At 66.1% G+C, this 23,623-nt stretch carries 20 protein-coding genes and 2 pseudogenes; 17 read left to right on the top strand and 5 right to left on the bottom strand.

Going from position 1 to position 23,623, the window contains the following annotated elements; translation table 11 throughout:
• The 5 genes and pseudogenes from ACK4ZD_RS07925 to ACK4ZD_RS07905 form a co-directional block, all read right to left on the bottom strand.
• Positions 1-203 (bottom strand): annotated as a pseudogene (locus tag ACK4ZD_RS07925) (peptidylprolyl isomerase); the annotation flags it as partial.
• Between the two features lie 87 nt (positions 204-290).
• Positions 291-557, bottom strand: coding sequence for a BolA family protein (locus tag ACK4ZD_RS07920; protein ID WP_409660292.1), 267 nt, complete (start codon positions 555-557; stop codon positions 291-293).
• Position 558: 1 nt separating this feature from the next.
• Positions 559-1,185, bottom strand: coding sequence for a septation protein A (locus ACK4ZD_RS07915; RefSeq protein WP_409660291.1), 627 nt, complete (start codon positions 1,183-1,185; stop codon positions 559-561).
• 23 nt (positions 1,186-1,208) lie between these two features.
• A complete protein-coding gene (gene msrB / locus ACK4ZD_RS07910; RefSeq protein ID WP_409660289.1) occupies positions 1,209-1,613 on the bottom strand; it encodes a peptide-methionine (R)-S-oxide reductase MsrB in 405 nt (134 codons plus the stop codon).
• Positions 1,610-3,094, bottom strand: coding sequence for a protein adenylyltransferase SelO (locus tag ACK4ZD_RS07905; protein WP_409660287.1), 1,485 nt, complete (start codon positions 3,092-3,094; stop codon positions 1,610-1,612). The genes msrB and ACK4ZD_RS07905 overlap by 4 nt, the downstream gene beginning before the upstream one ends.
• A gap of 180 nt (positions 3,095-3,274) precedes the next feature.
• Here ACK4ZD_RS07905 and ACK4ZD_RS07900 point away from each other — a divergent pair, with 180 nt between their 5' ends.
• The 17 genes and pseudogenes from ACK4ZD_RS07900 (at position 3,275) to ACK4ZD_RS07820 (ending at position 23,485) form a co-directional block, all read left to right on the top strand.
• Entirely contained in the window at positions 3,275-4,906 is a 1,632-nt protein-coding gene (locus ACK4ZD_RS07900; protein WP_409660285.1) for a 3-(methylthio)propionyl-CoA ligase, read from the top strand.
• 127 nt (positions 4,907-5,033) lie between these two features.
• Complete coding sequence (locus ACK4ZD_RS07895; RefSeq protein ID WP_409660283.1) at positions 5,034-6,272, top strand: branched-chain amino acid ABC transporter substrate-binding protein; 1,239 nt, start codon at positions 5,034-5,036, stop codon at positions 6,270-6,272.
• A 96-nt stretch (positions 6,273-6,368) separates the two neighbouring features.
• Positions 6,369-7,409 (top strand): branched-chain amino acid ABC transporter permease, encoded by a 1,041-nt coding sequence (locus tag ACK4ZD_RS07890; RefSeq protein WP_409660281.1) that lies wholly within the window; start codon positions 6,369-6,371, stop codon positions 7,407-7,409.
• Between the two features lie 4 nt (positions 7,410-7,413).
• On the top strand, positions 7,414-8,754 hold the full coding sequence (locus ACK4ZD_RS07885; protein WP_409660280.1) for an ABC transporter permease subunit: 1,341 nt from the start codon (positions 7,414-7,416) through the stop codon (positions 8,752-8,754).
• Positions 8,751-9,533, top strand: a complete 783-nt coding sequence (locus tag ACK4ZD_RS07880) for an ABC transporter ATP-binding protein (protein WP_409660278.1) — start codon at positions 8,751-8,753, stop codon at positions 9,531-9,533. The genes ACK4ZD_RS07885 and ACK4ZD_RS07880 overlap by 4 nt, the downstream gene beginning before the upstream one ends.
• Positions 9,534-9,537: 4 nt before the next feature.
• Positions 9,538-10,233, top strand: coding sequence for an ABC transporter ATP-binding protein (locus ACK4ZD_RS07875; protein WP_409660276.1), 696 nt, complete (start codon positions 9,538-9,540; stop codon positions 10,231-10,233).
• A 134-nt stretch (positions 10,234-10,367) separates the two neighbouring features.
• Positions 10,368-12,461 (top strand): 3-hydroxyacyl-CoA dehydrogenase NAD-binding domain-containing protein, encoded by a 2,094-nt coding sequence (locus ACK4ZD_RS07870; protein WP_409660274.1) that lies wholly within the window; start codon positions 10,368-10,370, stop codon positions 12,459-12,461.
• Between the two features lie 38 nt (positions 12,462-12,499).
• Positions 12,500-13,675 (top strand): acetyl-CoA C-acyltransferase, encoded by a 1,176-nt coding sequence (locus ACK4ZD_RS07865; RefSeq protein WP_409660272.1) that lies wholly within the window; start codon positions 12,500-12,502, stop codon positions 13,673-13,675.
• Between the two features lie 21 nt (positions 13,676-13,696).
• Positions 13,697-15,532, top strand: a complete 1,836-nt coding sequence (locus tag ACK4ZD_RS07860) for an acyl-CoA dehydrogenase (protein WP_409660270.1) — start codon at positions 13,697-13,699, stop codon at positions 15,530-15,532.
• Complete coding sequence (locus ACK4ZD_RS07855; protein ID WP_409660268.1) at positions 15,532-15,738, top strand: hypothetical protein; 207 nt, start codon at positions 15,532-15,534, stop codon at positions 15,736-15,738. Before ACK4ZD_RS07860 ends, ACK4ZD_RS07855 begins: the two co-directional genes overlap by 1 nt.
• Positions 15,735-16,007: pseudogene (locus tag ACK4ZD_RS07850) on the top strand (Dabb family protein); the annotation flags it as partial. The gene ACK4ZD_RS07855 and the pseudogene ACK4ZD_RS07850, both read left to right, overlap by 4 nt.
• Before the next feature lie 126 nt (positions 16,008-16,133).
• On the top strand, positions 16,134-16,922 hold the full coding sequence (locus ACK4ZD_RS07845) for an SDR family oxidoreductase (protein WP_409660267.1): 789 nt from the start codon (positions 16,134-16,136) through the stop codon (positions 16,920-16,922).
• A gap of 8 nt (positions 16,923-16,930) precedes the next feature.
• Positions 16,931-17,386, top strand: a complete 456-nt coding sequence (locus ACK4ZD_RS07840; RefSeq protein ID WP_409660265.1) for a PaaI family thioesterase — start codon at positions 16,931-16,933, stop codon at positions 17,384-17,386.
• Between the two features lie 21 nt (positions 17,387-17,407).
• Positions 17,408-18,433: an NADP-dependent oxidoreductase gene (locus ACK4ZD_RS07835; protein ID WP_409660263.1), complete on the top strand. Its 1,026-nt coding sequence runs from the start codon at positions 17,408-17,410 to the stop codon at positions 18,431-18,433.
• A 41-nt stretch (positions 18,434-18,474) separates the two neighbouring features.
• Entirely contained in the window at positions 18,475-20,130 is a 1,656-nt protein-coding gene (locus ACK4ZD_RS07830) for an isovaleryl-CoA dehydrogenase (RefSeq protein ID WP_409660297.1), read from the top strand.
• A gap of 29 nt (positions 20,131-20,159) precedes the next feature.
• On the top strand, positions 20,160-21,068 hold the full coding sequence (locus tag ACK4ZD_RS07825; protein ID WP_409660262.1) for an SDR family oxidoreductase: 909 nt from the start codon (positions 20,160-20,162) through the stop codon (positions 21,066-21,068).
• A 35-nt stretch (positions 21,069-21,103) separates the two neighbouring features.
• Positions 21,104-23,485, top strand: a complete 2,382-nt coding sequence (locus tag ACK4ZD_RS07820) for a Tex family protein (protein WP_409660260.1) — start codon at positions 21,104-21,106, stop codon at positions 23,483-23,485.
• Positions 23,486-23,623 lie beyond the last annotated feature (138 nt).

Genomic DNA, 23,623 nt, shown 5'->3' with positions numbered 1-23,623 from the left:
GCCAGGCGTTCGATGTCCGGGGGCAGGGCACGGCCGGACGCATCGGCCTGGCGCTTGACCTGCTCGAGCAGGGCGTCCACGCGCGCCTTCGGCACGGCCTTGCCGTTGACGATGGCCACGTTCTGGGCCATCGCCGTGGCCGGCAGCAGCGCAGTGCCCAAGGCCAGGCTCAGCGCACCGAGGGCGAAAACAGACTTCTTCATGCAGGAAACCTCGTGATTGGAAGGAAAGTGCGGGCGACAGCCGCGGCACGCGCAGGGCTCGAACGACATCACGGCCGGGCCGGATCCTCAGACCTCGTCAGGGGCATGGGTTTGCAAGGCCAAAGCGTGAATGCCCTGAGGGATCAGCGGGGCGAGGGCATCATACACGAGGCGGTGGCGGGCCACCCGTGACAAACCGTGAAACCGTGCGCTCACGATACGCACGCTGAAATGACGGCCCTCGCGCGCACCGGCATGCCCCGCATGGAGGTGGCTGTCGTCCTGGACCGACAGGGTCAGCGGCTCCAGGGTCTCGCGCAGTCGGCTCTCGATCTGGTGGGCACTCACGGGCATGTCAAGAAGGTTCCTCGTTCTTCAGGTGGCGGCTCAGGTAGACCGCCTGGGCGAGCAGAAAGAGCAGCATCAGGCCGAGCGAGCCGAACACCTTGAAGTTCACCCAGACGGCCGTGGGGTAGCTGTAGGCCACGTACACGTTGAGCAGGCCCATCAGGCCAAAGAAGGCGATCCAGGCGAAGTTCAGCCGCTGCCACACCGAGGCGGGCAGGTCGATCTGCCCGCCCATGAGCGCGTGCAGCAGGTTGTGGCGCAAGACGACCTGGCTGACCCACAGGCTGGCTCCCATGATCCAGTACAGCACACTGGGCTTCCACTTGATGAAGGTCTCGCTGTGGAACCATAGCGTGGCGCCGCCCAGCACCAGCACGAGCACCAGGCTGACCCACAGCATCGCATCCACACGCCGGCCCCGCGCCAGCAGCACGCCGATCTGGACCGCAGTGGCCGCCATGACCACGGCAGTGGCCAGCAGGACGGGAGCGGCCTGTGCATCCACCGCTGCGCCCGCGGCCAGCGGGCCGAACCAGGCCGTGGCCAGCTCGGCGGCCTGCCCAGGCCGGGATTCCGCCAGTTTGAAGCTGCCGAAGAACAGGATGAGCGGCAGGAAGTCGAAGAACAGTTTCATCGGGCGGCAGCAGCAGGCACGGTTCAGTCCTGACGGGGCACGAAGTCCAGTGCGGCCGAGTTGATGCAGTAGCGTTCGCCGGTGGGCGCCGGACCGTCGTCGAAGACATGGCCCAGGTGGGCTGCGCAGCGGCTGCAGCGCACCTCCACGCGCACCATGCCGTGGCTGTAGTCCATCACCCGCTCGATGCGCCCCTCCTCGATGGCCTGGAAGTAGCTCGGCCAGCCGCAGCCCGCGTCGAACTTGGTGCCGGAATCGAAGAGCTCCGCATGGCAGCAGATGCAGCGGTAGACCCCGTCGGCATCGTGCCGCCAGTAACGGCCGGTGAAGGGCGCCTCGGTGGCGGCCTGGCGGGTCACGCGATAGGCGAGGGGGTCGAGCTGGCGACGCCACTCGTCATCGGACTTGCGGATTTCGTAGTCGCTCATGATGAACAGGACACCTCGATGCTGTGAGCCCAGTCCGGGGGCAAGGCAGCGTCAGCCTCGTTCTCGGGCTGCTCGTCGTAGGGGCGCTCGAGCACGCGCAACAGGCGCCGGACCTCGCCGTCGTCCCCCGCCTGGGCTTGGCGGATGGCGATCTCGGCAAGATGGTTGCGCAGAATGTACTTCGGATTCACCCGGTCCATCGCGGCGCGTCGCTCACCGTCGTGGCTGGACTCGCGCGCGAGCCGTTGCCGGTAACGGGCCGCCCAGGCATCGAAGGCCGCGCGGTCGATGAAGAGGTCGCGCACCGGACCCGCCCCCCGCGCGGCGTCCACCGGGAACTGTCCCAGGCGGCGCCAGGCCAGGGTGTGGTCCACCCGGTCGCGGGCCAGCAGGGTCAGCCAGGCATCGACGAGCTCGGCGTCGCTGTCCTCGCGCGTGCGCAGCCCGAGCTTGGCGCGCATCAGGCGCATCAGCGCATCCGGATAGGCGCTGCGGTAGGTCTCCAGCGCCGCCAGGGCCAGATCAGTGTCTTCGATCAACGGCATCAGGGCCTGCGCCAAGGCATGCAGGTTCCACAGGGCGATCTGCGGCTGGCGATGGTAGGTGTAGCGCCCCTGGGTGTCGGAGTGGTTGCAGACATGGGCGGGGTCGAAGGCGTCGAGAAAACCGAAGGGGCCATAGTCGATCGTCAGGCCCAGGATGGACATGTTGTCGGTGTTCATCACGCCGTGGCAGAAGCCCACGGCCTGCCACTGGGCGACCATCTCGGCCGTGCGGCGCACCACCGTCTCGAGCAGGGCCGCGTACGGATGCGCCTGGCGCCGACATTCGGGCAGGTGGTGGTCGATCACGAAATCGGCCAGACGGCGCAGCGCCTGCGGCTGACCATGGTGGCAGAAGTGCTCGAAATGGCCGAAGCGCACGAAGCTGGGGGCCAGCCGGGTCACCATCGCGGCGGTCTCGACGGATTCGCGCAGCACCGGCAGCGGCGAGGCCACCAGGCACAGGGCCTGGGTGGTGGGGATGCCCAGGGCATGCATGGCCTGCGAGCATAGGAACTCGCGGATGGATGAGCGCAGCACCGCGCGGCCGTCCCCCATGCGGGAGTACGGGGTTCTTCCACTGCCTTTGAGCTGAACCTCCATGCCACCGCTTGGCGTCTGCACTTCGCCCAGGAGCAGCGCCCGTCCGTCGCCGAGTTGGCCGGCCCATACGCCAAATTGGTGCCCGCTGTAGACCGTGGCCAGCGGATCCATTCCGGGCCACAGCGCGTTGCCGCTGAACACCGACAAGGCGTCGGACCGGGCCCACCAGTCCCGCGGCCAGCCCAGACCGTGCGCGGCCGCGTCGCTGGTGGCCACCCAGCGCGGCTCAGGCAGGCCTTGGGCCGGCAACCGGGTGTAAAAGGCCTCGCCCAAGGACGCGTAGCGGTTGATCCACTGCGCTGCGGTGGGCAGGCCGAGCTCGTACGGGGCGTTCATGCCGGCAGTGTAGCCATCGGCCCAAGGCAAGGACGCACTCAGGGCCATGTGAGGCTGTCGTGACCGCGACAGTTCCTCAGGGAAAACCGCAGGCGCTGCAGTGCAGCACGGTTCCTATCATCGAAATCGAACGGTCGTTCCACACGCATTTCACAGCCGCCACCGCGAAGGAGTACTCCCATGCCGCGCCTGATGGGCCAAATGATGCAGATGCCCCTGATGATCTCGTCGCTGCTGACGCACGCCGCGCGCCACTGCGCCGACACCGAGATCGTCTCCAAGAGGGTGGAAGGGGATCTGCACCGCTACACCTACCGCGACGCCGAGCTGCGTGCGCGCAAGCTGGCCCAGGCCCTGGCGCGGCTGGGCTGCGAGATGGGCGACCGCGTCGGCACCCTGGCCTGGAACGGATACCGGCACTTCGAGATCTACTACGGGACATCCGGCTCCGGGCTGGTATGCCACACCGTCAACCCAAGGCTCTTCCCCGAGCAGATTGCCTGGATCATCAACGACGCCGAGGACCGGGTCCTGTGCTTCGATCTGAACTTCCTGCCGCTGGTCGAGAAGCTCGCGCCATCGCTGCCGACGGTGAAGCACTTCGTACTGATGACCGACCGCACCCACATGCCCGCCCAGACGACGCTACCGGGGCTGCTGTGCTACGAAGAGCTGGTCCAGGCCGAGGACGGCCGCTACACCTGGCCGCAGTTCGACGAGAACACTGCCTCGAGCATCTGCTACACCTCGGGCACCACTGGACACCCCAAGGGAGCCGTCTATAGCCACCGCTCCACGGTGCTGCACGCCTACGCCTCGGCCCTGCCGGATGCCATGGGCTGCTCGGCCCAGGACGTGATTTTGCCGGTGGTGCCGATGTTCCATGTCAACGCCTGGGGGCTGCCGTATTCGGCTGCGCTGGTAGGCGCCAAGCTCGTGATGCCCGGGCCGCATCTGGATGGCAAATCGCTGTACGAGCTGTTCGAGGCCGAGAAAGTCACCTTCAGCGCCGGCGTGCCCACGGTCTGGCTGGGACTCATCACCTACGCCAAGCAGAACAACTTGAAGTTCAGCACCTTCAAACGCACGGTGATCGGCGGCTCGGCCTGCCCGCCATCGATGCTACGCACGCTCGAGGACGACTTCGGCGTCAATGTCATCCACGCCTGGGGCATGACCGAGCTGTCACCCTTGGGCACTCTGTCCAAGCTCAAAGCCAAGCACCTGGACCTGCCCCTGGAGGATCGACGCCGCGTTCTGGAAAAACAAGGCAAGGTCATCTACGGGATCGACATGCAAATCACCGGCGACGACGGCCGGCCGCTACCGTGGGATGGCAAATCCTCGGGCAATCTGGTGGTTCGCGGTCCCTGGGTCATCCAGAGCTACTTCCGCCGGGACGAATCGCCGCTGCAAGACGGTTGGTTCCCCACCGGCGACGTCGCGACGATCGACCCGGACGGCTACATGCAGATTACAGACCGCTCCAAAGACGTGATCAAGTCCGGGGGTGAGTGGATCAGTTCGATCGACCTGGAGAACATCGCCATGGCCCATCCCGCGGTACACGAGGCCGCAGCGATCGCCTGTCGGCATCCGAAGTGGGACGAGCGTCCGTTGCTGGTGGTGGTGCGCAAACCCGGCGCCTCCCTCACGCGCGAAGAAATGCTGGCTTTCTACGAAGGCAAGATCGCCAAGTGGCAGATCCCGGATGACGTGGTCTTCGTCGACGAAATCCCTCACACCGCCACCGGCAAGATGCAAAAGCTCAAGCTGCGCGAGCAGTTCGCCAACCACGTGTTGCCAAGCTGAACGAAGGTCCGTGGCAGGTCACCTGTCGCCAGTGAGACACCCGCTACGGGCATTCCCTGTACGAACCGCCAACGAAGTTCTGTAGCCTGTCGCTCAACCCGCTGCCAACAGCTCAAGGAGACCTTCGATGATCAACCGCCGCACCCACATGAAACTGTCGATCCTGGCCGCGGCCGCGCTGTGCTGCGGTTCGGCCTTCGCCCAGAAGGGAGAGACCGTGAAGATCGCCTGGATCGACCCGCTGTCCGGCCTGATGGCCACGGTGGGCCAGAACCAGCTCAAGAGCTTCCAGTTCATGGCCGAGTACTTCAACCGCAACAACCCGGCCGGCGTGAAGTTCGAGGTCATCGGCATCGACAACAAGCTCAGCCCGCAGGAAAGCCTGAACGCGTTGAAGTCGGCCATCGATCAAGGCATCCGCTACATCGTGCAAGGCAACGGCTCCGGCGCAGCGCTGGCGCTGTCCGATGCCGTCACCAAGCACAACGAGCGCAACCCGGGTAAGGAGGTCGTCTATCTCAACTATGCCGCCGTCGACCCCGACCTCACCAACAGCAAGTGCAGCTACTGGCACTTCCGGCTCGATGCCGACACCTCGATGAAGATGGAGGCGCTGACCACCTTCATGAAGGATCAGCCCGACATCAAGAACGTCTACTTGATCAACCAAAACTACGCTCACGGCCACCAGGTCGCGCGCTATGCCAAAGAGAACCTGGCCCGCAAACGCCCGGACGTCAAGATTGTCGGCGAGGATTTGCATCCGCTGGCTCAGGTGCGCGATTTCGCACCTTATATTGCCAAGATCAAAGCCTCCGGCGCCGATACCGTGATCACCGGCAACTGGGGTTCCGACCTCACGTTGCTGATCAAGGCGGCCAACGATGCAGGGCTGAACGCCAAGTTCTACGTCTACTACGGTGGCGTGAGCGGCACCCCCACGGCCATGGGGGCCGCCGGTGAAGGCCGTGTCTATCAGGTGTCCTACAACCACTACAACATGGGTGGCGAGGTCGCCAAAATCCAGGACGAGTTCCGCAAGCGCTTCAACGACGACTGGTACACCGGCGCCACTTACCACGCCTTTGCCTTGTTGAGCAACGCCATGGCCAAGGCCAAGTCCACCGACCCGGTGAAGGTGGCCGCCGCGATGAGCGGGCTCAAGTTCAAGAGCTTCAACGGCGATGTGGAAATGCGACGTGCAGACCACCAGCTGCAGCAAGGCCTGTACATCTCGCGCTGGCAGAAGACCGATGCGAAGAACACCTACAGCCCGGAGAACACCGGCTACACCTTTGTGCCGGTCAAGTACTTCGAGCCCTACGTCTCCAGCACGCCGACGTCCTGCCAGATGAAGCGTCCTTGACCCCCTTGTAGGGCAGTCTCGCGCTCCCCGGGCCCGATGGCATCTTCCTGTCGGGCCCTTTTCTTTGACCACCGCGCCCTCGGGCGCTGACCGTCGATGGACCTCCAGTTCCTCACGATCTCGATGCTCAACGGCTTGAGCTACGGGCTCTTGCTGTTCATGCTCAGTTCGGGCCTCACGCTGATCTTCAGCATGATGGGCGTGCTCAACTTTGCTCATGCCAGCTTCTACATGCTGGGCGCCTACTTCGCCTACACCACGATGCAGATCGTCGGCTACTGGCCGGCCTTGGTGGTCGCTCCCGTGCTGGTGGGTCTGCTGGGCGCGCTGTTCGAGAAGTACTGCCTGCGCCGCGTCCACAAGTTCGGCCACGTGCCCGAGCTGCTGATCACCTTCGGGCTGAGCTATGTGATCCTCGAGCTGGTGCAACTCGTGTGGGGGCGCTCGGCGGTGGACTACCGCGTGCCCGAGGCGCTGCAGGGGCCGCTGTTCACCATCGTGGGCTCCACCGCCGGGGCGCTGGATGTGGTGTGGGGTCTGGCCCCGACAGAGATGTGCCGCTCTGCCGAGGAGGGCGTGCGCATCGTCTGCACCCAGTTTCCGAAGTACCGCGGCTTCATGATGTTGGTGGCGGTACTGATGCTGGTGTCACTGTGGCTGCTGCTCACACGGACCCGGGTGGGCCTGGTGATCCAAGCCGCGCTCACCCATCCGGAGATGGTCGAGGCCCTGGGACACAACGTGCCCAGGGTGTTCATGCTCGTCTTCGGCGGTGGCGCGGCGCTGGCCGGGCTGGCCGGTGTCATCGGCGGCAACGCCTTCGTCACCGAGCCCGGCATGGCCTTCACGGTGGGAGCCATCATCTTCGTGGTGGTGGTGGTGGGCGGCATGGGCTCGCTGGCCGGCGCCTTCCTGGCCTCGCTGCTCATTGGCATCATCCAGACCTTCGCTGTGGCGATCGATGCCTCCTTGATCAACTTCTTCGGAAAGTTCGGCTGGACGATCACCCCCGAGACCTTCGGCTACCCCGTGCTCAAGCTGACGATCTCCCAAGTGGCACCCATCCTGCCCTATCTGTTCCTCGTGCTGATCCTGATCTTCCGTCCCAAGGGTCTCCTGGGCACCCGGGAGGGCTGACCCCATGCAAGCGCATTCCATCAATGCCCCTGGCTCCGCCGCCGCGGCGTCTCCTCGGCCGACCTATCACTTCAAGCCTTACAACGTTGGGCGATGGGTGATCTGGACGCTCTATGCCCTGGTGCTGCTGTGTAGCCCGCTCATTTTCACCAGCGGCCTGTCGATGACCATGCTCTCACAGATGGGCATCGCCATCATCGCCTGCCTGGCCTACAACATGCTGCTAGGCCAGGGCGGCATGCTCAGCTTCGGGCACGCGGTCTATTCCGGCTTGGGCTCGTTCCTGACCATCCACACCCTCAACATGATCTCCGCGGGCACACTGGCGGGCTTTCCCGTGAGTCTTCTGCCGCTGGTGGGCGGGCTGTCGGGGCTGTTCTTTGCGGTGCTGCTGGGCTGGGTGACCACGAAAAAGGCCGGCACGCCGTTTGCGATGATCACGCTGGGCATCGGCGAACTGGTGTGGTCGATGTCACTGATGTTCCCCGAGTTCTTCGGCGGAGAAGGCGGCATCAGCGGCGATCGCGTGACAGGCGCCAGGCCCTTCGGCATCACCTTCGGGCCGCAGGTGCAGCTGTACTACCTGATCGCCGTCTACACCTTCATCTGCACGGCCGCGATGTACGCCTTCACGCGCACCCCGCTGGGGCGCATGCTCAATGCGGTGCGCGACAACCCCGAGCGGGTGGAGTTCGTTGGCTACAACACCCAGGTCGTACGCTACATCGCGTTTTGCATCTCGGGTTTCTTCGCTGGCATCGCCGGCGGACTGGGTGCATTGAACTTCGAGATCGTGACGGCCGAGGTGGTCGGCGCGGCCCGGTCGGGCGCCTACCTGCTGTTCGTCTTCCTCGGTGGAGCCACGTTTTTCTTTGGTCCCATCATCGGCGCGATCCTGATGGTGGTGGCCTTCGTGCTGCTGTCGGAGATGACAGCCGCCTGGCTGCTCTATCTGGGTCTGATCTTTCTCTTCATGGTGATGTATGCCCCCGGGGGCATTGCCAGCCTGATCATGATGAACCTGCGCGTGGCGGCCTTTGGCAAGCTGCGGCGGTTGTGGACCTCCTACCTGGCCCTGGGCGGCACCGGCGCTGTCGCCATCACCGGCGCAGCAGCCATGATCGAGATGATCTATCACATGCAGCTCAACGTGGCGCTGGGCCCCGAGCTGACGTTCATGGGAGCCACGCTCAACGCACACAGCCTCGACAGTTGGTTCGGTGCGGTCTTCGTGCTTGTCACCGGCGTGTCTCTGTTCGAAGTCGCGCGCCGAGCCTTCGTCCAGCAGTGGAACCAGATCCAGGAGGAGATCGAGTTGGAAATCCGTCGCCGGGAGGCCCTATGAGCTTTGCTGTCGAACTCCGGGACGTGCGCAAGAGTTTCGGCAAGACCGAGATCATTCGCGGCGCCAGCCTGCAGGTGAACGCCGGTGAGCGGGTGGCCATCATCGGGCCCAACGGGGCAGGCAAGTCCACCTTGTTCAACCTGATCAGCGGGCGTTTCGCGCCCACGAGCGGCGAGATCCTGCTCCATGGAGAACGCATCGACGGGCTCAAGCCCTATGAGGTCAACCGCCGGGGGCTGTCACGCAGTTTCCAGGTCTCCAACCTGTTTCACCGCCTCACGGTCTTCGAGAACGTGCGCTGCGCGGTGCTGTGGTCCATGGGCTACAAGTACGCCTTCTGGAAGTTCCTGGCCGACCTCGACGACGCCAACGAACGCACCGAAGAGGTGCTGGAGATGCTCAAGCTCGACCGCAAGCGCGACACCCAGGTGATGAACCTCACCTACGCCGAGCAGCGCGCGCTGGAGATCGGTCTGACGATCGCCGGCGGCAGCAATGTCATCCTGCTCGATGAACCCACGGCGGGCATGAGCAAGTCGGAAACCAAGCGCTTCATCCAACTCATCCGTGAGGTCACCCAAGGCAAAACCCTGCTCACGGTAGAGCACGACATGGGCGTTGTCTTCGGTCTGGCCGACAAGATCGCGGTGCTGGTCTACGGAGAGGTGATTGCCTACGACGAGCCCGATGCGGTGCGCGCCAACCAGCGCGTGCAGGAGGCCTATCTCGGGTCGGTGTTGGCCGAGCAGCAGGCCGCCGCCGCCACTGCAGGAGCCTGAGACCATGCTGCACATCGAGAACCTGCATGCCTTTTATGGCAAGAGCCATGTGCTTCACGGAGTGCACATGGACGTCAAGCCCGGCGAGATCGTGAGCCTGCTCGGCCGCAACGGGTCGGGCCGATCCACCACCGTCAAGACAGTGATGGGCCTGGTCGACGGGCAGGGGTCCATCAAGTGGAAGGGCGAAGAGATCCTGGGCCACCATGCCTTCGACATCGCCCATCGCGGCATCGGCTATGTCCCCGAGAACCGCGACATCTTCCCCAAACTCACCGTGCACCAGAACCTGATGCTGGGTCAGAAGAAGCAGGGCCAGTCGGGGCGCTGGAGCTTCGACGACATGTACCAGCTCTTTCCGCGCCTGAAGGAGCGCCAGCACACCGAGGCCGGCGTGCTGTCGGGGGGCGAGCAGCAGATGCTCACGCTGTGCCGCACGCTCATGGGCGACCCCGAGCTCATCATGATCGATGAACCGACCGAGGGCCTTGCCCCCAAGATCGTCGAGCAGGTGGCTCAGTACCTCAACGAGCTCAAGCGCCGCGGCGTGAGCGTCTTGCTGGTGGAGCAGAAGCTCACCATCGCACTGGAAATCTCCACGCGCTGCTACGTCATGGGCCATGGCCGCATCGTCTTCGAGGGCACACCTGACGACCTGCGCGGCAACGCCTATATTCGCAAGGAGTGGCTGGAGGTGTAGCACCCTCAGCTGCCGCGCCGCGACGGCACATTGCCTTGTTCTGTCACGCCGGCGACAAAGCGCCGGCGTCGTTGTTTCTTACACTCGAACGATCGTTCTATTCACGCGAAACTCTACCGAAAAGGGGCCTACCGATGAGCGCCAGCTACGAGCTTCACGGCGATGTTGCCGTGATCACCCTGAACAATCCTCCCGTCAATGGTCTGGGCTATGACACCCGCAAGGGCATCACCGACGGCCTGGAGCGCGCCCAGGACGACCTGGCCGTGCGGGCCATCGTGATCACCGGTGCGGGCAAGGCCTTCAGCGGTGGTGCCGACATCCGCGAGTTTGGATCGCCGAAGGCCGTGCAGGAGCCCAACCTGCTCAGCGTGATCAAGATGGTCGAGAACTGCGACAAACCTGTCGTGGCGGCCATTCACAGCGTGTGCATGGGCGGCGGCCTGGAACTGGCGCTGGGCTGCCACTACCGTGTGGCGGCCCCGGGCACCCAGGTGGCTCTGCCTGAGGTGAAGATCGGACTCGTGCCCGGCGCTGGCGGTACCCAGCGCCTACCGCGTGTGATTGGTGTCGAGAATGCGCTCAACATGATCGTCAGCGGGGACGCTGTCAAGAGCGAGCTGCTCGCCAGCATCCCCGGCCAAAAGCTTTTCGACCGTCTCATCGAGGGCGACCTGCTGGCCGGCGCGCTGGCGTTCGCCCGGGAGGTCGCCGACCAGCGCCCGCTGCCTCGCGTGCGCGACCTGAAGGCCGAGCACCCCCAAGGCCCAGGTTACTTCCAGTTCGCTCGCAACACCGTCAAGGCGATGGCGCGCCACTTTCCGGCACCGGCCAAATGCGTGGACTGCGTGGAAGCGGCCACCACCCAGCGCTTCGACGAAGGTCTGGCCTTCGAACGCGAGCAGTTCCTCAACCTGATGCTCACACCCGAGTGCGCCGCGCTGCGCCACGCCTTCTTCGCCGAGCGGGCCGCGGGCAAGATCCCCGATGTACCCGAGGACACCCCCACGCGCGAGATCCGCAAGGTGGCCGTGATCGGCGCCGGCACGATGGGGGGCGGCATCACCATGAACTTCCTCAATGCCGGCATCCCAGTGGTCATCCTCGAGATGAAGCAAGAAGCGCTGGACCGCGGCGTGGGCGTCATGCGCCAGAACTACGAGTCGCAGATCAAGAAAGGCAAGCTCAAGCAGGACAAGTATGAGCAGCGCATGGCCCTGCTGTCCACCACGCTGAGCTATGACGACATCCGCGACGCCGATCTCGTCATCGAGGCCGTGTTCGAAGACATTGGCGTCAAGGAGCAGGTGTTCAGGAAGCTCGACGAGGTGATGAAGCCCGGCGCCATCCTCGCGTCCAACACCTCGACGCTGGACCTCAACAAGATCGCTTCGTTCACGAAACGTCCGGCCGACGTGATCGGCATGCACTTCTTCAGCCCGGCCAACGTCATGAAGCTGCTGGAGGTGATCCGCGGTGAGAAGACGGGCAAGGATGTGCTGGCCACCGTGATGAAGCTGGCCAAGGTGATCAAGAAGACGGCCGTTGTCTCGGGTGTGTGCGATGGCTTCATCGGCAACCGCATGATCGAGCAGTACAGCCGCCAGGCGGGCTTCTTGCTGGAAGAAGGCTGCACGCCCGAGCAGGTGGACAAGGCCATCGAGCGCTTCGGCTTCGCGATGGGCCCGTTCCGCATGGGCGATCTCGCCGGCAATGACGTGGGCTGGTACATCCGCAAGCGCCGCTACATCGAGAAACCGCACATGCGCTACAGCAAGACGGCCGATCTGCTGTGCGAGATGGGACGCTTCGGGCAGAAGACCGGCGCCGGCTGGTACGACTACAAGCCTGGCAAGCGTGACGCCATTGCTTCGCCGGTGGTCGTCGAGATGATCGAGAAGCACCGAGCCGAGCTCGGCATCACGCCGCGCAAGATCAGCGACGAGGAAATCGTCGAACGACTGGTCTTTGCTCTGGTCAACGAGGGCGCCCGCATCCTTGAGGAGGGCATCGCCCTGAGAGCCTCGGACATCGACATGGTCTATCTCACCGGCTACGGCTTCCCGCTGTTCCGTGGCGGCCCCATGCGCTATGCCGACACCGTGGGCCTGTTCAACGTGGTGCAGTCCATGAAGCGTTTCGCCAAGAACCCCCACGACGACGCGCAGTTCTGGCAGCCCGCGGCGCTGCTGGCGCGCCTGGCTGCAGAAGGCAAGACCTTCAACTGAGCCTGCCCGCACCCCTACAAGACATCCGAGGAATTGCCATGACCGACGCAGTGATCGTCTCCACCGCCCGTACGCCGCTGGCCAAGAGCTGGAAAGGCGCCTTCAACATGACCCACGGTGCGACCCTGGGCGGCCATGCCGTGAAGGCCGCCGTCGAACGCGCCGGCATCGACCCGGCCGAAGTCGACGACGTGCTGATGGGCTGCGCCACGCCCGAGGGGGCCACCGGCAGCAACATCGCTCGCCAGATCGCGTTGCGGGCCGGATTGCCCGTCACTACCAGCGGCGTCACCGTCAACCGCTTCTGCTCCAGTGGCCTTCAGACCATCGCCATGGCCGCCCAACGCATCATCGCCGGCGAAGGCGATGTCTACGTGGCCGGTGGCGTCGAGAGCATCTCCTGCGTGCAAAACGAGGCCAACACGCACATGATCCGCGAGGCTTGGCTGATGCAGCACAAGCCGGAGATCTACTGGAGCATGCTGCAGACAGCCGAGCAGGTGGCCAAGCGCTACAAGATCCCGCGCGAACGCATGGACGAGTACGGGGCCGCCAGCCAGCAGAAGGCCTGCGCGGCCCAGGAAGCCGGCAAGTTCCGCGACGAGATCGTCCCCATCACCGTCACCGCTGGCGTGGCCGACCCGGTGATGGGGCTGCGCACCAAGGAAGTCACCGTCAGTGCCGACGAGGGCCTGCGCCCGGGCACCACCTACGAGGCGGTGGCCGGGATCCGTCCGGCACTGCCCGGCGGCGTCATCGCGGCGGGCAATGCCAGCCAGTTCTCCGACGGCGCGGGTGCCTGCGTGGTGATGAACGCCAAGCTGGCCGAGCAGCGCGGTCTCAAGCCGCTGGGACGCTTCCTCGGGTTTGCGGTGGCCGGCTGCGAGCCCGACGAAATGGGCATCGGCCCGGTCTTTGCCGTGCCCAAGGTGCTCAAGCGCTTGGGACTGAAGATGGACGACATCGACCTGTGGGAACTGAACGAGGCCTTCGCGGTGCAGGTGCTGTACTGCGCCGACACCCTGGGCATCCCGATGGACCGCCTGAACGTCAATGGTGGTGCCATCGCCTTGGGCCACCCGTATGGCGTGAGCGGCCAGCGCCTGACCGGCCATGCGCTCATCGAGGGCAAACGCCGCGGTGCCCGGCGCGTGTGCGTGACGATGTGCATCGGTGGCGGCATGGGAGCGGCTGGCGTGTTCGAGGTGCTGTGAGTTCGGAAGAAGGGGGCGGCCATGACCATGCGAGCCACGCTCGACTTCCTGCTGCATGACTGGATCGATGCAGCCTCGTTGACACGCAGGCCGCGCTTTGCCGACCACAGCCGCGAAACCTTCGATTCGGTACTCGACACCTGCGAGCGCATCGCCCGCGAGAAGTTCGCCCCGTACAACCGGCTGGCCGACACCGAAGAACCCCATTTCGACGGTGAGCGGGTCCACCTCCCGCAGTCCACGCACGATGCCGCGCGGGCCTACGTCGAGTCGGGCATGCTCGCCGCCGCCCAGGACTATGAGATCGGCGGCATGCAGTTGCCCTGTGTGGTCGAGATGGCGGCCAACAGCTTCTTCTCGATGTCCAGCGTGTCGATGGGGGCGTATGCGATGCTCACCAGCGGCAATGCAAGCCTGCTGATGGCCCATGGATCACCTCGGCAGAAGGCCGTCTTCGCGCGCAACGAGTTTGCCGGGCGCTGGTTCGGCACCATGTGCCTGAGCGAGCCCCAGGCCGGATCCAGCCTCTCCGACATCGCCACCCGCGCGGTGCCCGATGGGTCAGACTACCAGGACGACCCGCTGGGGCCGCGATACCGGCTCAAGGGCCACAAGATGTGGATCTCGGGCGGCGAGCACGAAATCACCGAGAACATCATCCATCTGGTCCTGGCCAAAATCCCCGGCCCCGATGGCAAGCTCGTTCCCGGCGTCAAGGGCATTTCGCTGTTCATCGTGCCCAAGCGGCTGGTCGATGCCGACGGACGGCTCACCGGCGAACGCAATGACGTGGCGCTGGCGGGTCTGAACCACAAGTGCGGCTATCGCGGCACCACCAACACGCTGCTCAACTTTGGCGAAGGGCGGTTCCCGGTGCGTGGCGGTGCCGGTGCCATCGGCTACCTCGTCGGCGAACCCGGGCGGGGGTTGGCCTGCATGTTCCACATGATGAACGAGGCCCGCATCGGGGTGGGGCTGGGTGCCACGATGCTCGGTTACGCGGGCTTCCTCGCCTCGCTGGACTATGCCCGACAGCGCAGTCAGGGCCGGCCGGTGGGGCCGGCCGGAAAAGACCCGGCCTCCCCGCCCGTGCCCATCATCGAGCATGCCGACGTGAAGCGCATGCTGCTGGCCCAGAAAGCCTACTGCGAAGGCGCTCTGGCCCTGGAGCTCTACTGCGCCCGCCTGGTGGACGAACAGCTCACTGGCGAGCCTGCGGCGGCCGACGAGGCGAGGCTGCTGCTGGAAGTGCTCACGCCGATCGCCAAGAGCTGGCCCAGCGAGTGGTGCCTGGAGGCCAACAGCCTGGCCATGCAGGTGCTGGGCGGCTATGGTTACACGCGCGACTTTCCGGTGGAGCAGTATTGGCGCGACAACCGCCTGAACATGATCCATGAAGGCACCCACGGCATCCAGGCCCTGGACTTGCTGGGCCGCAAGGTGCTGATGGACGAAGGGCGCGGGCTGAAGCTGCTGAGTCAGCGCATGCAGGCCAGCATCGCCGCCGCCGGCGCCCACCCGGCACTGGTCGAATCGGCGCAGACCCTCGGCCAGGCACTGGCTCGTCTGAGCGCGGCCACGCGCGCGGCCTGGGCCGGCGGGCAGCCCGCCGAAGCCCTGGCCAATGCCACGCCTTACCTGCAGGCCTTTGGACACGTCGTGCTGGCCTGGATCTGGCTGGACGTCGCGCGCTGTGCACTGGCCTGCCAAGACCGGCTCGCACCGAGCTTCGTCGACGGCAAGCTGGCGGCGGCCCGCTATTTCCACCGCTACGAGCTGCCCCGCATCGACGCTTGGCTGGGCGTGGTCGCCTCGCGGGACCGCACCTGCCTGGACTTGTCGCCCGAGGCGCTGTGATGCGCCCGGCGCAGGTCGAGGCGGCCGCCTGGCTGCTCATCTATGGGGGATTGTTGGCAGCGGTGCTGGGGTGGTTCGTCTCCGATCGTGCCATGGCCTTGGGCCTTGGGTTTATGCTGGCAGGCGCGGCGTGCGCAGCCGCTGGCGGGGTGCTGGTGTTCGTGCGTGCGCGGATGAAAGGCCCCTCCCAGGAGAACGAACCATGATCCGACACATCGTCATGTGGCGACTGCACGATCCGGCCGATGCCCCGAAGTTCAAGGATCTGCTGGACTCCTGCAAGTCCGTCGTGCCCGGCATCCTGGAGTGGGAGGTCGGTATCCGCTCCTCCGACCTGGAAGCCTCGATGGATGTGGTGCTCGTCTCGGGCTTTGTCGACCAGGCGGCCCTGGACGCCTACCAGAACCATCCGCACCACAAAGCCGTCGGGGCGCAGCTGGCCAGGCTGCGCGCCGAGCGCGCGGTGCTCGACTACCCGAGCCAGGCGCCGGGCCTGGCCGACGTGGATCTTGCGCAGGATCTGTCTTTTGCGCCCACCGCCCCCGGCGCCCTCTGATCGAGCCCCCTGTTTGAGAACCCTCTTTCGAGAACCCTGCCCATCATGAGCATGTCATCGCTGTTCGACCTCAGCGGCCGCGTGGCCCTCGTCACCGGCGGCTCCCGCGGTTTGGGCCTGCAGATCGCCGAGGCGCTCGGTGAAGCCGGCGCCAAGATCATGCTCAGCGCTCGCAAGGCCCCCGAGCTGGAAGAGGCTGTCGCCCACCTGCAGGACCGCGGGATCGACGCCCGCTGGATCGCTGCAGATGGATCCAAGGAGGCCGACATCCAACGCCTGGTCGATGAGACCCTGCAGCGGCTCGGTCCAGTCGATGTGCTGGTCAACAATGCCGGCGCTACCTGGGGCGCGCCGGCCGAGGACCACCCCATCGAGGCCTGGGACAAGGTGATGAACCTCAACATCCGCGGGGTCTTCCTGCTCACCCAGGCCATCGGCAAGCGCTGCATGATCCCGCGCCGGCAGGGCCGCATCATCAACATTGCCTCGATCGCCGGGCTGGGCGGCCACCTGCCCACGATCATGAGCACCATCGCCTACAACACCAGCAAGGGGGCCGTGATCAACTTCACCCGGGCATTGGCCTGCGAATGGGGGCGCTACGGCATCACGGTCAACGCCATTGCGCCGGGCTTCTTCCCCAGCAAGATGACACGCGGCACGCTCCAGGCCGTGGGGGCGGACACGCTGGCGGCTCACGCACCGCTACAACGCCTGGGCGACGACGAGGATCTCAAGGGGGCGGCGCTGCTGTTCGCCACACGCGCGGGCAAGCACATCACCGGCCAGATCCTCGCGGTGGACGGCGGTGTCACGGCGCTGACGGGGGGCTGATCCAGGCCATGCAGTTTCCCGTCCGCATCCCCTTCGTCGAGGCCCTGGGCTTCGAACTCGTGCGCATGGCCGATGGCGAGGCCGAGATCGGCTTGGCCTTGCGCGACGAGCACTGCAATTCCTTTCACGTGGCCCACGGCGGCGCCTTGATGACCCTGTTGGACGTCGTGATGGCCCACGCCGCCCGCAGCGTCAACGATCCGGCAGCCCACTACGGCCCGGGCGTGGTCACCATCGAAATGAAGACCAGCTTCATGCGCCCCGGCGAGGGCCGCCTGCGCGCCGTGGGCAAACTACAGCACCGCACCGCCACCCTGGCGTTCTGCGAAGGCAGCGTCTATCGTGAAGACGGAACGCTGGTGGCGCACGCCACCGGCACATTCAAGTATGTGAGAGCCCTGCCCACGGGCGCACGCGAAGCCAAGCCTTTGCAGCGGCGCCTCGACGGGGACGGCTCCGATTGAGACCGCTCTGAGGAAGCATCCATGACCGTCAATCGTCAGATCCTGCTGGTGTCCCGGCCCCAGGGCGAGCCCAGCGTCGACAACTTCCGCCTCGTCGAGGCGCCGCTGCCGGCGTCCGGGGAGCTGGCCGAGGGGCAGGTGCTGGTCCGGCACCATTACCTGTCGCTGGACCCGTACATGCGCGGACGCATGAGCGAGGGCAAGAGCTACGCACAGCCCCAGCCGTTGAACGAGGTGATGATCGGCGGCACCGTCGGCGAGGTGGTGGCCTCGCGCCACCCGCAGTACGCCGCAGGTGACAAGGTCGTGGGCATGGGGGGCTGGCAGGAGTATGCCGTCGTCGATGCCACGCGGCCCGGTGTGCTGCGCAAGGTCGACACCACCCACATCCCGCTGTCGGCCTACCTGGGCGCCGTGGGCATGCCCGGTGTGACCGCCTGGTACGGCCTGATGAAGATCTGCGAACCCCGCTCCGGCGGCACCATCACCGTCAGCGCAGCCAGCGGCGCCGTGGGCAGCGCCGTGGGTCAGCTCGCCAAGAGCCGCGGATGTCGCGTGGTCGGAATTGCCGGCGGGCCCGACAAGTGCCGCTATGTGGTGGATGAACTGGGCTTCGATGCCTGCATCGACTACCGTCAGCACCCCACGCTGGAGTCGCTGCATGCCGCCTTGCGCGAGGCCACACCGAACGGCATCGACGGGCACTTCGAGAACGTGGGCGGCATGGTGCTCGACGCTGTGCTGCTGCAAATGAACGCTTTCGGCCGCATCGCTGTGTGCGGCATGATCGCCGGCTACAACGGCGAACCCATCCCGCTGCGGCATCCGCAGATGATCCTCACCTCGCGCCTGCGCGTGGAAGGCTTCATCGTCAGCGAGCACATGGAGGTCTGGCCCGAGGCGCTCAAGGAGCTCGGAACGCTGGTGGCCACCGGCCGGCTGAAGTACCGCGAGAGCATCGCCCAGGGCCTGGAGAGCGCCCCCGAGGCCTTCATCGGCCTGCTCAAAGGGCGCAACTTCGGCAAGCAGTTGGTTCGGCTCATTTGAGGCCGGTCGGCTTCACCCACGAGGGGCACGCCATGGACGACATGACCGTCACCCATGAGGTCGTCAACCAGAGCGCCCCGCTGGTAGACGTCAACCTCTTCGAAGGCAACCGGCCGCTGCGTGAGGGCCTGGCCGTACATCTGCCGGCCGAGGCCCTGGCCGGTGCCGAAGACCGGCTCAGGGCACTGGGTGCCCTGGTCGGCTCGGCCGAGATGCAGTCGCATGCCCGCTGGGCCAATGTGCATGGGCCCGTCCTGCGCACGCACGACCGTCAGGGCCGTCGCATCGACGAGGTCGAGTTCCACCCCAGCTACCACACACTGATGGGCGCGGCCGTCGCGCATGGCCTGCACGCCAGGCCGTGGGCGCGGGGCCCCGGGGCCCATGTCGAGCGTGCCGCCGGCTTCATGCTCTTCACCGAGCTCGAGCCCTCGGTGCTGTGTCCGATCTCGATGACCTATGCCGCCACCCCCGCACTGCGGGGCAATCGGGCCGTGCTGGCCGACTGGTTTCCCCGTCTGACCAGCACCGAGTACGACCCGCGCCTGGTGGTCTTCCGGGACAAGGCCGGTGTGACCATGGGCATGGGCATGACCGAAAAGCAAGGCGGCTCGGACGTGCGGGCCAACACCACCCGCGCCAGCTTCGAGTCCGATACCCCCTGGGGACGCAGCTACCGTCTCGTGGGCCACAAGTGGTTCTTCTCGGCGCCCATGTGTGACGCCTTCCTCGTGCTGGCCCAGGCCGAGGCGGGCCTGAGCTGCTTCTTCCTGCCCCGCGTGCTGCCCGACGGCCGGCGCAACGCCCTGCGCATCCAGCGCTTGAAGGACAAGCTGGGCAACAAGGCCAACGCCAGCTCCGAAGTGGAGTTCACCGGGGCGCAGGCCTGGCTGGTGGGGGAAGAGGGTAGGGGCGTGCCGCAGATCCTCGAAATGGGCACGCTCACCCGGCTGGACTGCGCCCTGGGCACCACCGGCCTGATGCGACAGGCCCTCTCGCTGGCCCTGCACCATGCGCGCCAGCGCCAGGCTTTCGGCCGGCCGCTGGTGCAGCATGCCCTGATGCGCAATGTGCTGGCCGACCTGGCCCTCGAAAGCGAAGCCGCCACGGCGCTCAGCCTGCGTCTGGCCCGCGCCTTCGACCGCCAGGACGACCCCTTCGAGGCCCTGATGCGCCGTGTGCTCACACCCGTGGCCAAGTTCTGGATCTGCAAACGAGGCAGCGGCTTCGCGCAGGAAGCCATGGAGTGCCTGGGCGGCAACGGCTACGTGGAAGAGGGTGGCGAGGGCTTGATGGCGCGCATCTACCGCGAAATGCCGCTCAATTCCATCTGGGAAGGCGCGGGCAACATCATGGCGCTGGATCTGCTGCGCGTGTTGCAGCGCGCTGGCCCCGATGTGGCCGCTGCGGTCGCCGCCGAACTCGAGCCGCTGGCCGGCGTGGGCCCGGTCTGCGACGCGGCCCGCGCGCGCGTGCTCGATCGGCTGCAGGGCGCGGTGGATGAGCATGACGCCCGGCGGCTCGCTCAGGATCTGGCGCTGGCCGTGCAGGCCGCCTTGCTGCGCCGACACGCCCCCGACTTCGTCTTCGAGGCCTTCGTCGCGGCCCGGTTGGACGGTCCTCCCGGACTGACCTACGGCAGCGTGCCGGCCGCTGCCGATTTCGATCGCCTGCTGCAACGTGCAGCACCCCTGTGACCCATTCACCGACACCCCCAGGAGACAGCATGAAGGAACTCAAAGGCAAGACTGCGGTGCTCACCGGCGCGGCCTCCGGCTTCGGCCTCGAACTGGCCCGTCTGACGGCACGCGAGGGCATGAACGTTGTGATGGCCGATGTACAGCCCGACGCCCTGGAACTGGCCGCCGCCGAGGTACAGGCCTTGGGGGCCCAGGTGCTCGCCCACCGGGTGGATGTCTCCCGGGCCGATCAAGTCGAGGCCCTCGCGGCCGCCACCTTCGAGCGCTTCGGCACTCCGCATCTCGTGTTCAACAACGCGGGGGTGGGCGCCGGGGGCCTGATCTGGGAGCATTCCGTGCAGGACTGGGAATGGGTGCTCGGGGTGAACCTGATGGGTGTGGCCCACGGCGTGCGGGTGTTCACGCCGATGATGCTGGAGGCCGCCCGCACCGATGCCGCCTATGAGGGCCACATCGTCAACACCGCCTCGATGGCGGGCCTGCTCAACGCGCCCAACATGGGGGTGTACAACGTCAGCAAGCACGCGGTGGTCAGCCTGTCCGAAACGCTGTACCAGGATCTTCGCCTGGTCACCGATCAGGTCACGGCCTCGGTGCTGTGTCCGTACTTCGTGCCCACCGGCATCCACCAGTCGGACCGCAACCGGCCCCCACAGGCCCGCGCGACCCCTCCCACCCCCAGCCAGATGATCGCCCGCGCGATGAGCGAAAAGGCCGTCACCTCCGGCAAGGTCACCGCGGCCGAGGTGGCGGCCAAGGTCCTGGACGCCGTGCGCGCGCGGCAGTTCTACATCTACAGCCACCCACAAGCCTTGGGCATGGTGCAAAAGCGCCTGGAAGACATCGTCCTCGGGCGCAACCCCAGCGACCCCTTCGAGGGCCGACCGGACATCGGCGAGAAGCTGCGCAGCGCACTGCGAGCGGCGATGGCCTGAACGCCGGGGCGGCTCGTGCCCCCCCGGGGCAAGGAATGCCTGTGGCAAACTGCCGGGTTTCCCTTTTGCCAGCCTGTACCGACTTGGACAAAATCCTTCAACAGATTGCCACCGAGCTGAAGGTGCGGCCGTCCCAAGTGCGCGCGGCCGTCGAGCTGCTCGACGGGGGCGCCACCGTCCCCTTCATCGCCCGCTACCGCAAGGAGGCCACCGAAGGCCTCGACGATGCCCAGTTGCGCGAACTCGAGGTGCGACTGGCCTACTTGCGCGAGCTCGAGGAGCGTCGCGCCGCGGTGCTCAAAAGCATCGCCGAGCAAGGCAAGCTCACGCCGGAACTGCAGGCCGCCATCGAGACCGCCCCCACGAAGCAGGATCTCGAGGATCTGTACCTGCCTTACAAGCCCAAGCGGCGCACCAAGGGCATGATCGCCCGTGAGGCCGGCCTGGAGCCGCTGGCCGACCGGCTGTTCGCCGAGCCCACCCTCGATCCGCTGGCGCAGGCCACGGCCTTCATCAACGCCGATGCCGGCTTTGCCGACGCCCATGCAGTGCTCGACGGCGTTCGCGACCTGCTGTCCGAACGCTGGGCCGAGGACGCCACCTTGGTGGGCAAGCTGCGCGAATGGTTGTGGGAGGAGGGGCTCTTTCAGTCCCGCCTGATGGCCGGCAAGGACGAGAATCACCCGGACGTGGCGAAGTTCCGCGACTATTTCGACTACGAGGAACCGATCCGCACCGTGCCGTCGCACCGCGCGCTGGCCGTCTTCCGCGGGCGCACGCTGGAGATCCTCGATGCCAAGCTGGTCCTCGACGAGGAAGTCGTCCCCGGCCAACCCACCCTGGCCGAGGGCCGCATCGCGCGGCACCTGGGCTGGAGCCATGCCAAGCGGCCGAGCGACGACCTCATCCGCAGGACCGTCGCCTGGACCTGGAAGGTCAAACTCAGCCTCAGCCTGGAGCGCGACTTGTTCTCGCGCCTGCGCGAGGAAGCCGAGAAGGTGGCCATCAAGGTCTTTGCCGAGAACCTGCGTGACCTGCTGCTGGCCGCACCGGCCGGCAAGCGCGTGGTGATGGGGCTGGATCCGGGCATCCGCACCGGCGTGAAGGTGGCCGTGGTCAACGACACCGGCAAAGTGGTGGACACCGCCACCGTCTATCCGCACGAGCCACGCAACGACTGGGACGGCGCCATCCACACGCTGGGCCGACTGTGCGCCACCCACGGGGTGAACCTGATCGCCATCGGCAACGGCACGGCCAGCCGCGAGACCGACAAGCTCGCGGCGGACCTGATCAAGCGCATCCAGCAAATGGCCCCCGGCACCAAGATCGACAAGGTGGTGGTCAGCGAGGCAGGGGCCTCCGTCTATTCGGCCTCGGAATATGCCAGCAAGGAGCTGCCCGATTTGGACGTGAGCCTGCGCGGTGCGGTGTCCATCGCGCGCCGGGTGCAGGATCCGCTGGCCGAGTTGGTGAAGATCGAACCCAAGAGCATCGGCGTGGGCCAGTACCAGCACGATGTGAACCAAGCCGAACTGGCGCGCAGCCTGAACGCGGTGGTGGAGGACTGCGTGAACTCGGTGGGCGTGGACCTCAACACCGCCTCTGCGCCGCTGCTGTCGCGTGTGTCGGGCCTGAGCGCCAGTGTGGCGGCCAGCATCGTGCGCTGGCGTGATGCGCATGGTGCCTTTCGCAACCGCCAGCAACTGCTGGAAGTCGCCGGCCTGGGTGCCAAGACCTTCGAACAGGCGGCGGGTTTCCTGCGCATCCGTGACGGAGACAACCCGCTGGACATGTCCGGAGTGCACCCCGAAACCTACCCCGTCGTGGAGCGAATGCTTCAGCACATCGGCAAACCCATCACCGAGGTGATGGGCCGCGCCGACGTGATCCGCAGCCTCAAGCCCGAAGCCTTCGCCGACGAGAAGTTCGGGGCCATCACGGTCCGGGACATCCTGGCCGAACTGGAGAAGCCCGGCCGCGACCCGCGCCCCGACTTCAAGGTGGCTCGCTTCAACGAGGGCGTCGAAGACATCAAAGATCTGCAGCCCGGCATGGTGCTCGAAGGCACGGTCAGCAACGTCGCGCAGTTCGGCGCCTTCGTCGACCTGGGTGTGCACCAGGACGGCCTGGTGCATGTGAGCCAACTGTCCAGCAAGTTCGTCCACGACGCCCGCGAGGTGGTCAAGACGGGCGACATCGTCAAGGTCAAAGTGCTGGAGGTGGACCTCGCTCGCAAGCGCATTTCGCTGACGATGAAGCTCGATGCGCCTGCGGGCGGGCGCATCGAGCGCGCTAGCAACGACTACCGAGCCCCATCGCGCCAAGAGCGCCAGGGCGTCGGCCGCGGCGCACACCCGGCTGCGGCCGTGTCGGCCATGGCCGCCGCATTTGCGAAACTGCAGTCCAAGCGCTGATCTAGGCGGGCATTCCTGCCCCAGCAGCGCAGCAACGCCCATGGTCGAGCCCAGGTGCGCTTCCCGCAACGCGGCGTGATCGCCGCCCAGGCGCGATAATCTGCCGGCTGTCTCGCGCAGCCCCGCAAGGCGCGGTCT

This window comes from Caldimonas sp., from assembly GCF_046291045.1.
In the GTDB taxonomy this organism is placed as follows: Bacteria; Pseudomonadota; Gammaproteobacteria; order Burkholderiales; family Burkholderiaceae_C; genus Caldimonas.
Note: the sequence above shows the minus strand (reverse complement) of the source record. Positions and strands in the feature narration are given on the sequence as shown.